The following is a 12,594-nucleotide window of genomic DNA, read 5'->3' as shown; positions in this document are numbered from 1 at the left end:
GCTCAGCTTGGTTCTCCCCCTACCCGTATGGACTCACCACCTGGAAAAGGAAAACGGAATAATGACGCCGGATGTGTCGCATGGTCTCTTGCAGGTTCCTGCGCGCTCGACAGATCTTCCGCGTGCTGGCCGGCAAGCGCCGAACGCCTTCATACCTACCTCGAAGCGGCCGACGGCGTGTACAAGTGGGGCTCGCGTATGCGGCGCCGGCCAGAATCCGCGTGAAGGTCTTCGGGCTCACCTAGTATCTGTTTCGTTCGGTCAACATCTCGTCGTTTTCTATCCACAGTAAGGCAAGCACCTGCCCATTAGAAATGCGAATGGCATCTTCCACGATATCAAACTGATCTGCACCTCTGCTGTCGAACCAAGCGTCTGCCCCGATCTTCTGCGCGCGGGTTCGGTCCTTTTCTCCAAATAACCGGTCGAACGCCAGCGAGTCAGAATCCAGCTCCTTCTGGGGGAACCATCTTTCTGGCACGTCACGTGATCGCTTGAACCAGACGCGACCATTCGCGGCATGACAAACGAGAAGCAAGGGCCATGCGTTCGCATCGACCAGCCGGATCGCCGTCGCGGTGATACTTGTCTGGAACCGTTCGGCGAGTTCCTTTACGGCGTCAAAGGTGGGACGCTTTACAGCGCGCGCAAGCGGCCGAAACATATACGCAGGCATGAGAAGATCCGCCGCATAGCTGTCCGCTTCCCGCTCTTCTGCCGATTTGCTGCTGTATCGCTCAACCATGTCATCGGCTCGACACTCAAATGAGCGTCCCCGATGATGATTCCAATGACCTAACTCGTGCGCCAGAGAAAATCGCTTTCGCCTATCTTCGGTTGAAGAACGGATAGTGACGATCGCACGGTTACCCACTCCAACGAGTCTGGCCTCACATCCGCTAATGTCTTTGTACTGAACTCGCACGCCTTCATCCCAGGCAATGGCCTCGAGATCAATTTCTTCGGGCTCGAAAATGCCAAGTTCCATAAGACGCTGTTCCGCGCGGGAGAATTTCACGAGCCTAGTCATAGGTCTGAATCTTCCGGGAAGGCTCCGAGCTCCTTAAGATCAGTCACGATAGAGAGGATCTCAGCATCGCTTATGTCTTCGAGATTACGGGCTGCCAGCGTAAATTGTTTTCCAAATGATGGGTCGTTGGCAGAGATTTTTTTCAACAACGCTCTGGCCTTATTTAAGTCGATCTCAAAGCGAGCTGTGGTACTAGCCGATCGCTCTTTGTCCAGGGACTGCCGGGCTGCTTCGACTCTCAATCTGCCCGCCGCCTTCTGAGCTGACAGATACGCATCCTTCGCCATTTGCCCCGCGCCCGTCAAAGACGGGTCTGACTTGGCATCCTCAAGCAGGTCTTTCTCCGGCGTCTGGAGAAGCTCCTCGATATAGAGGTCCGCAATCAACCTGATTTTGCTATGGGGATCTGTTGGCTTGATCGTCATCACTTATTCTCCCCAATGTTCAACTTATCAAGCCGCCGCCGGATCAATCGAAGCACGCTTGCGTATTGCACCGGCCCGAGCCCGGTAATCGTCTGAATTTCATGAGGAGTCAGGCCATCTGCCTGACCCATCATGACCATCTGTGCCATCTCGTGATCACTGAACATCTCGTCGATGGCCGCCACAGTTTGATTTGCGAGCAGGATTTCATCAGGGGTTGCCTTGTCCTGTTGTTGATCCAGTAGCGATGCATGTGCTTCGTCGTCAGGATCGACGGTGATCGCCTGCGCGAGCACATCTCGCCCACGCGCCCTGAGAATTGCATCCTGATGGCTCCTCATCGCGTTAATGAGAAAAACCATCACGGGCACGCTTCGGGGGCAGCGGCGCTTGCCTGCCAAGGCGCGGGTAAGGGCCTCTTGCAGCAGGTCTTTACCTTCGGTGGCCAATCCCCAACATAAAGCGTCGGCCGCCTTCCCGAGCTTGATCCAGTCCCCCGCCGAAAAGGTATCAACCGCGCTTTTCAGCTCGTCCGTCGAAAAGACGCCTTCCTGTTCGTCAGCCATCCTGCCCCCTCTGTATGTCTAGGCTCTCCCGCCGGCCCTTGCAGACACACGAAAAATTTTTTGTTGCGATGTCTGCGCCCGCCATCCGTCGCAGCCATCACTAATGAGGGCATTGGTTTCGACCCTCACCCAACAGAAATTTACCATTAAGGAATCGCTATGGCAGACGTTCAGATCACCTGCATCATCAAATCCTTCCCGCACGGGGGCCACGAACACATCACTCACGTGGGTAACCCTGCAGGTAATTGGAAATGGCCCGTCGAGGACGTAATCAAGAGCATCGACAGCAAAACCAATACATTCTTCGTCCAGGATCCACGCACGGGCAAGCGTGCGAACGTTGGTGTGATGCGTCCCACCGGTCTCCGCCCCTACCTGCGGACCCACGCCGATGGGGTGTGGAATGACAATCTGCTCGCTCAATCGCAGTGTGCCTAGCCGGCAGGCAAACCTGCTCACCACGAGCAAGGCGGCCATGCCGCCTTGATTTAACCATCTTCACAAGGATGCTATATGCCACGCTTTCGAGTTGCTCATGTTCGAGAACAGGGAATTGACCTGATTAGCATCCCGCTGACCAGCGATTTCGGCCGGAAAGGAAACCCAGAACAACAGGAAATCATTGCGGAACTGCAGATCCGTGCGCGGTCTGCCGGTCTGGCGGGTACGGTAGTGCCCGTGTGGAATTCCGGCGGCCGGTCGAACTTCATTGCTCCAACCAACTGGCATCCATTTTTCCGGAGCCTGAGCCCGGCGGCAATCGAAGCCAGCATTAACAGGGAAGTTTACTGGTGACCCGGCTGGGCGTGGTCGGCAACATCCCAACAAGAGGAAACAGCACGATGGACTACACGTGGATCCGTTCCACCTCGTCGAGGCTTATCTCGTCGTGTCGCCGGTCGTATAGCTGCGTGGTGCGCGTCGATGCGTGGTTCGCCATCGCCGCGGCATTCTCCAGCGTGCCACCGCTCTTCAGGTACGCGGTGATGCCGGTCGCGCGGAACGTGTGGTTTCCGATGGCCGTGCCGATGCCGGCCGCGAGTGCCCGGCGCCGCACCATCGCGTACGCGTTCGCCTGCGGCAGCGGCGTGTCACTGAGCTGCCCGGTGCCGCGCCGGACCGTGCGGAACAGCGGGCTCTTCGGATCGTCGCCGATGCCAGTGCCATCGAGGTACGCATGCAGGTACGCCTCGAGCGTGTGGTGGCAGGGCATCTCGTGCCGCTTGCCGCCTTTTTCGCGCAGCCGTACCCACAACCGCCGGTGCTGCACATAGACGTCGTCGACGCGCATCGCGAGCGCCGCGCCGACCCGCGCGAACGAAAACACCATTAACGCAATCAGCGCGCGGTCGCGCAGCCCGATCGGCGTCGTCACATCGATGCTGTCCAGCATCTGCCGCGCCTCGGTCGCATCGAGCACCGGCGTTTTGCCCTTTTTCGTGATGTGACTGGGGCCGCGCACCGACGCGGCCGGGTTGTGCGGGACGATCTGACCGGTCACGAGCCAGTCGAAAAAATGGCGGATCGCCGCGAGCCGCTGCTTGACGGTCGGTGCCGAAGACATCTGCGTCTGCAGCTCGATCCAGGCGGCCACATGCAGCGGCTGCACTTCCGTGATCGAGGTCACGCCGGCGCCGGCGCACCACGCGAGAAAATCCCCGGCAGCCCGCGCATACGCCCGCCGCGTGTGCGGGTTGCGGATCGCGGACGCAAAGAACTCGAGGAACCGCACACCGGCGCGCTCGCCGGCCGACACAACCAGCGCCGGCATCGGCACGCCAGCAGCGGCGACGAGGCGAGTATCAGCCACCGATGAACCCCTTGATCCTGGCTTCGAGATAGCCCTTCGCAGCAGACACGAGCAGGTCCACCGTGAAACCACCGGCCGCCGATGCGGCCCGCCGCGTCCGGTCCCATACGTCCGGACTGCGCATGGCATCGATAAAATCATGGCCGGCCCACGTCAGGCTCTGAAAACCGATGCCGGGCCCGAACCGCATGCCGAAGTTTTCCAGCCCGCCACCATGAATGAAGCCGGCCTGTTCCAGCAGCAACAGGTGATAGTCGATCTGCTCGGTGGTGTAACCATCGACCTGCACCACCGGCTCCCGACCGTCAATCGCCTTGATTCCGGTCAAGGGAACAGACAGCCCCTCGAGCTTCAGCATCAGCTCACGGATCAGGTCCATGTCACGCTTCATCGTTTGCATCCTCCCGGCCGGCCTGCAGTGCTTGGGTGCGCTGCAGCAGTCGGTCAATCTCCTCCAACGTGCGGGCTTCGACCTCAAGATCACCGACTTTCAGGCGCAGCTTGCGCCCGGCACGGCTTTGGAGCCACGCTCCCAAAGCCGGCCCAAGAATTGGGGCAACCGCCTGGGCAACGGGTAGGACATAGGACGCGATGACAGCGATTCCTCCTTCTTTGCGCCCCATCGCGGTTATTGCCGGCTTAATCGATGTCCCGCCTGCCACGCGGATTTCACGCGCCACAGATCGCGCATCCTGGAGGTAGCTAGACTCGGTTTCATCGTTCACCTGTGCAAACGTCATTTGCACCGTCAGGTCGTTCGCCATGCACGCCCCCATATATGTGATAAAGGACATTATCATATATAGGAGGCTAGATTCATGGGAATAGAATCCTTTGATCGCAAACTGATTGGCTTCGTGAATAACTCCGAGATAAGGGAAGAGTCAGTCTGGTGTCACGACAAGTGATTGGGCTACTGCGTTGCGGCGGCCAACCATCGTGGGAGCAGGTCGACACCCTGATAAGCGGAAAACTGCTTATCAGGGGTCTTCCTTGCTGCGTGCCTAGGTCAACGCCGTAGTGAAAAAATTATCACAGCTACGGCGGCTGGAAGCACGAATGCAACCAGCGGGCTCACGCCAGCGGCCACGAGAGTGCCAAAGGCACTTGTGATCGCCATCATGGTTTGACCCAGAACATCCGGAGCTGTTGTTTTCGGTTGAGCCATAGCCCTCCCTCCTCAACAGTGTCACCAGTCTCTTGATGAGCCAGGCATGGTGACGTCCAGACTTTGCTGCCTATTTCTCATTGTGTCCGCCAACAAGGACGGCAATGCAGTTGAGAGTGGCGACAGCAACCCGACTGCCCGGTTGCCGAGCCCTGCGGAAAAACCACGAGCCCGAACATTCTGTGCAACGCATCCTGGATGCGCGCATGCGCTTATTCATCAAACACACTAGTTTCATATCAGCGGCAGTGCCAGCAGATTATCGGTCTTGCGACCATCAGCAACGGTCTGAACGTATTTGATCCGGCCATTGTTATGGACTGTGACCCAAGCCCCGGGTTTCCCAAGGTTTTGGTCCGGACACCACACCTGATTACTGCCTTGGCTTTCAATGAAAGCCACCATGTTTTCGCGTGATGATCGTGCTGGATCTCCAACAGTCTTCCCATCAACGATTTTGACCCACCACAGGAAGGCAATGTGTTCGTGGCTATTACCACCGGACATTTCTCGCGCAATGCATTTGAACGTTGTAGCTGCAGCCATGGGTTTTTGGTTTCCTACGCTTCCGCAGTTGTGGAAAGCTGGGGCGATTAACTGCCCCAGCTCGCTAGACAACTCCGCTGTTAGGCGGACGGCCACGACCGGCAATGCTCGCAAACCGTCTCAAAATGACCACGACGGAAGCGCACATAAGCGCGGACGTGAACAGGCTTCGGAAAATGGCAAATCTTAGCCATCATCTGCTCCTATCACAAAGCTCGGCACGCGATAGGAGTACGGCCACACGTGCCGAACAAGATGAAGTAGCAGTTCTAAAAACCCACACACCAGGTATGGTCATTGACCATGGTGATACACTGGCAGCTCTTGAGAAGCAAAGTAAGCCGGCGGGAGGACACCACTAACCCCTCGTCGCACGCGACCGGGCTGCAACCCAGTCGTTTTTCGTTTTAGCAAGCAAAGCACTATATCTTGTGTTTTGCTTGGCCTTTGGCACCAAGTATAGTGGAAAATGGGTTTTGAAGGGAAATTCTCTTCAAGGCCCATTTTTTTTGCCCATGATTTATTGTGCCAGATCACGTAAGCTGGCACCATAAGTTATCAACAACTAGTGCCAAATCTGGCACGCTCTATGACGCCAGATCAACAACTTCAACTGTTACAGTCGGCGACCCACGAAGGCATCGCTAAATACTTGGCCATGCGTGTCCGTGGGGAGCGCGTTAAAAACGGGTATTCGCAGGCGGCTTTTGCCGAAAAAGCGGGTGTTACCCTTCGCACATATAAACGCTTCGAGCTAAGCGGTGGCGGCAGCATCGAAACGCTCGCTCGAATCGTTATTGCGATGGAGCATGCGCGCGGCTTCCTTACTCTTTTCCCGATGCCTCAACCAATCGCTCAGATGAGCCTAACGGAGCGCATCCGGGTTATAAGCGAGAGGCCTAGTCGGCCAGTTGACGATTCAAAGGCGTGATTAAGGGGAAGCAGGCAATAGCCAAGTATTAGTAGTTGGCGAACAATTGACATAAAACCTGTTGTGCACGACAAAGGCGTAACGCTGTGCAACGGGCGCGCGGGGCAAAATAATCCCAGCTCGTTCTGTTGCCCGGTCTAGGTGCTGATCGTTGATCCGGGCGCGCGCAGTCGATGCGTTGATTCATAGACGGTTGCGACACTTTGAAAAATTTACGGGAAGATGTACGCGAAGGCTAGCAATCCGGTCTCTCCTAGACGCAAATTTACAGCTGCTCATAAATCGACCGTTTTCTTGACTAGCACTCGACACCTGCGTTTTCGGGGTTGCCGGTGATGACCAACGGGAAATAGACAAGCTCAAGCGCTTGCAGGAGTACGTGTGCTCGATCCGGCCGGGCCTGCCGGCGGGCGCTCACTAGCTTGCTCCGCATTGCGTATCTTGCGGTCCAACCGCCGGGCCTCCTTCGCCTGCGCGTCAATCTACCGGAGGAACGGGCGCATATCATCCAGCAGCTGGTCGAACTTCCGACTTGCCGTTGCGAACGCCGCGCTCTCCCACCTGAGCTACTCGATATCACGGCGACACCACTGGTCGACGACCAGCCCTGTCACAATTGAGGTCAGGTAGGCGTAACGCTCCGCTGCAACGCGTGGAGGTTCGATACCGCGCGGTAGATGGCGCGCAGAAAGTGTCGCACGCGAGGTGAGAGAGGCGGCGAATAACCGTTGTCAGCGCTTACGCGAGTCCTCGCGGAGACGAGGGGTGTCTTAAAGATGTGATTTAGCTACGTCCTTGCTATCCGCCTCGGACCGCCAACCGCCGATGGGATCGGCTGAAGCCGACCGAGAGCTTGTGAAAACGCAAAAGTACTCGGTTTCGCGTGTCGCTACATCCTTCCCAAGAAGCTGCCAAGCCGATAAAGCGATCTGGGGTAGCCGTTCCAAAACGTCACGCTTATCCAGCGTTTTCACACGCCCGCGACCCATTGTGGGCAGTCGCCGTTTGTGAAAGCAGTCACCATTCAAGTTGTCCGACACGCAGCATGTGGGTCGTGCCAACCGACCGGTTAGGTCGCGAGCGATTGAAGTAGTGGCATTTCTTCGAGCGTAACTTCAAGATCTTTTCTCTTAAGACCGTAGTGGTCGAAAGACTCGTCCTTAAACTCAGCAATGAGCTCATTATGGTAGGAAGCCATCCAAAGGTACTTAGCGGCAACAGATGAAAGCTCGGTCGCACCTCCCGCGTTTTGAAGGATGATTTCTTTGTGTCTCCGCAGGAACACTGGAATGTTGTCAGGATCGTCAATTTCGTTCAGGAACGACCGGAGATAGTCGATGAAGTGGATTCCATCACTATCCTTTCTGATGTTCTTTCGGATGTACGAGAACTCCTGCTCTAACGTGTGCTGCGCCGATGCCAGACGCCGGTCTTTCCGCACCTGGTCAATTAAAAAGGGGTCAACGACAATCCGAGGATAGTTCGCATAGATCGATTCTAGTTCGTATGCTCTAACGAACCCCGGTCCAAAAAGAATCTGATCGTCAAAATGAATCTTGCCAAGAGACACGCCGCCCCGAACACAAACTCCGTGATTGATAAGTTCCCCTTGCATGTGAACCAGGTCGAGCATCTCGTAGAACATCAGTCCGTACCGCATTTCCGTATTCGCGGCAGAGTCGAGCGGACGAATGCGGATGATCGAATCGGAGAACTGGATGATTTTAGGCTCATACCCCTCCCCGTCCTCGGCTTCGTTTAGGCCCGAGAGCCTTCGAACGGAGGCCAACTTCCCGACCACTTGCTCGTACGTGTTCTTACGTATCAGATTCTTAAACCCTAGAATGTCCACGAATGTAATAACTGCTTCTCTGTACACACAACCTCCTGGCAACGCCTAATCAGTAGGAAAACGGGGTTTGAAGATTTTTCGGCAAAGCGTAAAAAAGGATTATCTCAAAAATGAGGGAAAGCGTTGTGCGAAGCAATAATTGCCGCCCAGATCTGAAAATCTCCTGCGATCGTGGCATCGCTTTATCCAGGATCGTTACGAGCATTGTCGTGCGAGGTGATGACCCTCCTTTCGTTGCAATGCGCTAAAGTTTTTTGTTTTTATGCCGATATTGTTATTTCTGCTCGGGCTGTCTGATTGGTTAAAAAATGTCAAACCAAACGAATATTTTAGAAAATGAACATAAAGACGATTATATTTTTAATTCTGGTTCCGGTTTTTAATATCGCACTAAACACTTTTGCATCGAAGACGGCGAAACAGGAGGGAGGGTTTATCGGTGCAATATGGTCTCCGATGTTCTTGGTGACGATGTGTGTGGGTACCGCGTCGGTTCTCTGCATGATTGGCCTCTATAGACAACAACTGCCTCTCTCCAAGGGGATTCTATTTATGGGAGCCATGTCTATCTTGGGCGGTACGCTTTGGGGGATCTGGTATTCAAAGGCGCAGTTGAATACTATCGATTGGATTATTTTCGCGCTCATCGCGACGTCGATGCTGACGAAATTTTCTAGATTGGCCGGGTAGAGCCTCCTCTGCATGCGGCATGAAAATTGCTATTCGTGCGGTGACGCACGTTGACCAGCGAGGCGCTGCGTGAAAATGCAGGTGTTGCTTATATCGAATTTGTGTGCTTGGACCAGCACAGGTCCGGTATGATCGAGCATCTGTCTTGCATGCTCTACAAGTTCCATACGCAGCGCATGGAGGGCCGCAGTCAACACGAATGGAGAGCATCATGCCAATGTCTGCGTTGCAGTTGTGCAACGAGTTGGTCTTACGATCGGAGGCGAGTCAGAAACGCCTGACCAACTTGGAGATCCAGAAGTTGGCATATTTTTGTCACGGCTGGTACTTGGCATTGCACGGCGAGCCGCTGGTGAACGATCAGGGATTTGAGGCCTGGCGTCTCGGCCCTGTTTTGCCTGACTTATATCACACTCTCAAAGTATTCTCATCCAACCCTATACCCAGCAGCCATCCGTTGCTGCAACGCCAGGAGCGAGTGCCGATGGATAGTCCAGACAGCGCCCTGATTGATCGCGTGCTGGACATTTACGGTGACTTTGAGGGACATCAACTCGTGGATATGAGTCATCGCCCGGAAGGACCGTGGTATCGCATCTGGCACGATAAGAACGCAAGTTCGAGTATTCCCAACGGGTCCATTCAAGCGTATTTTCGACAACTCGCCGGCCAGCCCAGTGAGGCTAGCTAATATCTAACAATGTCAGATAACAATGAGAACGGTTCGACTCCTGCGGCCGATGGAGCGAAATCCAAAGCGGGGAGTCTGCAACCGGCGCCAGACCCTTCATTTGAGCTTAGCTCGATCAAAATTCCGCCTTCAGACGAGGGGCCCGGCGACCCTCCCACTGACGTTGACTATCCCAAAGATGTTGCTTACGAAGACCGAGTCGTCGCGTTCGTCGATATTCTAGGTTTTAGGGATATTATCGCTCGCTCAGCTGGCGAACCCGAACTGGTCCAAAAGATTTACACTGCACTAGATGTCAGAAAGGACAACTGGGCGAAAGCATTTGCTGCAGAAGTCGGGCTGAAAATGGAGCCGAAAGACTTTGGTGATCGGTTCCATTCGTTTTCTGATTGTATTGTTATCTCCGTAAGGCCGGACATTCGGGAAGTTGGTTTGCTTGTCTGGATTATTTTCAAGATATGTCGTCAGCTTTTGCGGTATGGTTTTACTAGCCGCGGAGGTGTGGCAGTTGGAAAGCTTTTTCACCGCGATACCATGGACGCGGAGAGTGCAGCACCTCCGATGGTTTTCGGACCCGCATTTAACGAAGCGTACGGGTTTGAGAGTGCGCACGCCGATGGACCGCGAATAATCTTCCAAAGTAAGGTTTGGCGATTGATCGAGGACAACAAGGGTCAACATCCCGATACCAAGCTCAGACAGTTTTTTGACGAGCACCTTTGCCGAGCGGAGGATGGCCCCGCATTTGTCAATTTGTTTGCTGATTTTGGGCATAACACCTACTACGAGACTGCGATAAGTCCGGAGAATGAGATCGCTTTGATTGGCGGGCACATTAAGAAAGCTCTGGACCAGACATCCGACCGCCCTCATCATTTCAAAAAGCATGCCTTCTTAGCTCGCGAGTTCAATCGAAGCGCTGCACAAAACGAGCGTCAGGATCACTGCATCCCACCTGACATCCTGCCACGCCGTACATCAAGTTAGGCGCAGCTGTGGGTCCAACAACGCTTGCTTTCTTCCCAACGGGAGCGCAGTTACCGTTCGAACTAATCGTAGGTCTGAGGTCGGCAAAACCGAGCATAGCCGCCGTTGACTGATCGTCGCGCCAGCAGCTGCTCTGGTCGATAACTTGACGGCCAACTAAGCGGCGCGACCGTCCGTTGTACTCCGCAAGCAGCCGTAAATGTATGAGGAGTTCGAACGGCAGTTGTGGGTCGATTCTGTTGAAAAACTCCCTTTGCAGGCCGGAACTGAGATGGTTGAGTGGCGCGTCGTCGTGGACTCGGAGTTGGTGGCGGAATTTGCGCGAAGGGTTACGCCCTCGATTTGCCTCAAGTCGGTGCCGTTACTGCTTGTTGACTCACCGGCACTAACCACTTCGCCATTCGCCGTAAGTTCTGTGCCGTCGCGGCCAGCAAGAATTCGTCGTGCGCGCCACTGGGTCCACGCAATCGGAGGCGATCCAGCTTCAATATCCGCTTCAAATGAGCGAACAGCATCTCGACCTTCTTGCGCTCTCGACGTGAGCGCTTATATGCAGGGGTATTAGCAATGGCTCTAGCCTCCTCTCGTGCTTCCTCATGGACACTGCGTGCGATTTTTCGCATGGGTGTGTTCGGGCAGCATTGGTCCTTCATTGAGCATGAAGCGCAGTCTGTCTGACTGGATCGATATATGATCGTCCCGGCCTTCGTGATGTGCGAGCGCAGTGCTTTGAACGGTCGCCGCTCTTTGCGCAGAGCATGGCCTGCTGGGCAGCGATATTCGTCGCTCCGCTCAATCCAATGGAAATCGCTGTTTGGAAACGTGCCGTCGTTACGAGGTGGGCGCTGCCAAACAGGTACGTGCGGATCGATGCCTTTCTCCTGAACCATCCACGCAAGCATTGCCCCTGTTCCGTAGGCCGTGTCACCGACCAGACGCTTCGGTTTGAGTGCGAAGCGCTGCTCAACCCTATCGACCATCGTCTTGGTGGATTCCACCTCCTGCGTTCTGTGTGCAGGTGTGGCCTCAACATCGACGATGATCCCCGCGTGCAGGTCAATCAAATAGTTTGTTGAGTATGCGAAGAACGCTGGTCCACCTGGCGCGGCGGTGTAGCGTGCGGCCGGATCGGTTAGCGAGATTCGTTTTGGCGGTGTGGCGGACTCCACGTCATCGGATGGCGCTGGGTTCGCTTCCTCCAGCGCACTTAAATACTCTTGTACCGCTCGGCTCGGACCGTCACCCTGACGCCAGTCGATGACTTCCGTTCCAGGTACTCCGCGAGCACGATTTGCGTCCGCCTTGACCACACTCGCATCGACGGCGAAACCTTCGCCTTCAACAAGTCCCTCGCTCATACAGCGACGCAGGACAGATTCAAAGACGTGTCGCAATGCTTCGCTGTCGCGGAATCGTCCGTGTCGATTCTTGGAGAACGTCGAGTGATCGGGGACTGCGTCTTCCAGGCCAAGGCGACGGAACCAGCGGTAAGCAAGGTTGAGATGTACCTCTTCGCACAGACGTCGTTCGGAGCGAATGCCGAAGCAGTAGCCCACAATCAGCATGCGGATCATGAGCTCAGGATCGATAGAAGGCCGACCGGTGTGGCTGTAGTGCGGTGCGAGGTGCTCGCGAAGTCCATCGAGGTCGAAGTAGCGATCAATACCGCGCAACAGGTGCGTACGCGGAACATGGTCATCAAGGTTGAAGGAGTAGAAGAGTTTGTCCTGACCACCACCTTGTTGACCCATCATGACGTTCACCCTCGTCGACCAATGTCTTCCAGGATAGCCAAAATTCGATTTGGCGGGGAGTTTTTCAACAGAATCGGTCGTTCAGCGACATTCGAGCCGCGTCTGGCGTGCTTATAAATACCCCTTGGCTGCGAGGCCTCG

The 12,594-nt window shown here is 55.2% G+C and carries 15 protein-coding genes; 6 read left to right on the top strand and 9 right to left on the bottom strand.

Annotation, left to right across the window (positions count from 1 at the left end):
• Positions 1–241 precede the first annotated feature (241 nt).
• The 3 genes from PQR42_RS32585 to PQR42_RS32575 are packed head-to-tail and all read right to left on the bottom strand — an operon-like array spanning position 242 to position 2,021.
• Entirely contained in the window at positions 242–988 is a 747-nt protein-coding gene (locus PQR42_RS32585) for an ImmA/IrrE family metallo-endopeptidase (protein ID WP_408494508.1), read from the bottom strand.
• A 38-nt stretch (positions 989–1,026) separates the two neighbouring features.
• On the bottom strand, positions 1,027–1,458 hold the full coding sequence (locus tag PQR42_RS32580) for a hypothetical protein (protein ID WP_408494506.1): 432 nt from the start codon (positions 1,456–1,458) through the stop codon (positions 1,027–1,029).
• Positions 1,455–2,021: a hypothetical protein gene (locus PQR42_RS32575; RefSeq protein WP_408494504.1), complete on the bottom strand. Its 567-nt coding sequence runs from the start codon at positions 2,019–2,021 to the stop codon at positions 1,455–1,457. The genes PQR42_RS32580 and PQR42_RS32575 overlap by 4 nt, the downstream gene beginning before the upstream one ends.
• A gap of 159 nt (positions 2,022–2,180) precedes the next feature.
• On the opposite strand from PQR42_RS32575, the gene PQR42_RS32570 reads away from it, so the two are divergent.
• Positions 2,181–2,462, top strand: a complete 282-nt coding sequence (locus tag PQR42_RS32570) for a DUF3892 domain-containing protein (RefSeq protein ID WP_408494502.1) — start codon at positions 2,181–2,183, stop codon at positions 2,460–2,462.
• Positions 2,463–2,537: 75 nt separating this feature from the next.
• Positions 2,538–2,819, top strand: a complete 282-nt coding sequence (locus PQR42_RS32565) for a hypothetical protein (RefSeq protein ID WP_408494500.1) — start codon at positions 2,538–2,540, stop codon at positions 2,817–2,819.
• 52 nt (positions 2,820–2,871) lie between these two features.
• Here PQR42_RS32565 and PQR42_RS32560 read toward each other — a convergent pair whose 3' ends face one another.
• The 4 genes from PQR42_RS32560 to PQR42_RS32545 all read right to left on the bottom strand — a co-directional run bounded on the left by PQR42_RS32560 (position 2,872) and on the right by PQR42_RS32545 (position 5,548).
• Entirely contained in the window at positions 2,872–3,795 is a 924-nt protein-coding gene (locus PQR42_RS32560) for a tyrosine-type recombinase/integrase (protein ID WP_408494498.1), read from the bottom strand.
• Between the two features lie 31 nt (positions 3,796–3,826).
• Entirely contained in the window at positions 3,827–4,225 is a 399-nt protein-coding gene (locus PQR42_RS32555; RefSeq protein WP_408494496.1) for a DUF2513 domain-containing protein, read from the bottom strand.
• Positions 4,215–4,598, bottom strand: coding sequence for a hypothetical protein (locus PQR42_RS32550; protein ID WP_408494494.1), 384 nt, complete (start codon positions 4,596–4,598; stop codon positions 4,215–4,217). The genes PQR42_RS32555 and PQR42_RS32550 overlap by 11 nt, the downstream gene beginning before the upstream one ends.
• A 638-nt stretch (positions 4,599–5,236) precedes the next feature.
• Positions 5,237–5,548, bottom strand: a complete 312-nt coding sequence (locus tag PQR42_RS32545; protein WP_408494493.1) for a DUF3892 domain-containing protein — start codon at positions 5,546–5,548, stop codon at positions 5,237–5,239.
• 589 nt (positions 5,549–6,137) lie between these two features.
• Here PQR42_RS32545 and PQR42_RS32540 point away from each other — a divergent pair.
• Complete coding sequence (locus tag PQR42_RS32540) at positions 6,138–6,479, top strand: helix-turn-helix domain-containing protein (RefSeq protein ID WP_408494491.1); 342 nt, start codon at positions 6,138–6,140, stop codon at positions 6,477–6,479.
• Positions 6,480–7,548: 1,069 nt separating this feature from the next.
• Here PQR42_RS32540 and PQR42_RS32535 read toward each other — a convergent pair.
• Complete coding sequence (locus PQR42_RS32535; RefSeq protein WP_408494489.1) at positions 7,549–8,358, bottom strand: hypothetical protein; 810 nt, start codon at positions 8,356–8,358, stop codon at positions 7,549–7,551.
• Between the two features lie 309 nt (positions 8,359–8,667).
• On the opposite strand from PQR42_RS32535, the gene PQR42_RS32530 reads away from it, so the two are divergent.
• The 3 genes from PQR42_RS32530 (at position 8,668) to PQR42_RS32520 (ending at position 10,699) form a co-directional block, all read left to right on the top strand.
• Positions 8,668–9,021, top strand: coding sequence for a hypothetical protein (locus PQR42_RS32530; protein WP_408494487.1), 354 nt, complete (start codon positions 8,668–8,670; stop codon positions 9,019–9,021).
• Between the two features lie 199 nt (positions 9,022–9,220).
• Positions 9,221–9,712 carry a Panacea domain-containing protein gene (locus PQR42_RS32525; protein WP_408494485.1) on the top strand — a complete coding sequence of 164 codons (492 nt, stop codon included), beginning with the start codon at positions 9,221–9,223 and terminating at the stop codon, positions 9,710–9,712.
• Between the two features lie 9 nt (positions 9,713–9,721).
• Positions 9,722–10,699: a hypothetical protein gene (locus tag PQR42_RS32520; protein WP_408494483.1), complete on the top strand. Its 978-nt coding sequence runs from the start codon at positions 9,722–9,724 to the stop codon at positions 10,697–10,699.
• A 347-nt stretch (positions 10,700–11,046) separates the two neighbouring features.
• On the opposite strand, the gene PQR42_RS32515 is transcribed toward PQR42_RS32520, so the two are convergent.
• Positions 11,047–12,453 (bottom strand): transposase, encoded by a 1,407-nt coding sequence (locus tag PQR42_RS32515; RefSeq protein WP_408494481.1) that lies wholly within the window; start codon positions 12,451–12,453, stop codon positions 11,047–11,049.
• Positions 12,454–12,594 lie beyond the last annotated feature (141 nt).

This window comes from Paraburkholderia sediminicola, from assembly GCF_046027355.1.
Lineage (GTDB): Bacteria > Pseudomonadota > Gammaproteobacteria > Burkholderiales > Burkholderiaceae > Paraburkholderia > Paraburkholderia sediminicola_B.
Note: the sequence above shows the minus strand (reverse complement) of the source record. Positions and strands in the feature narration are given on the sequence as shown.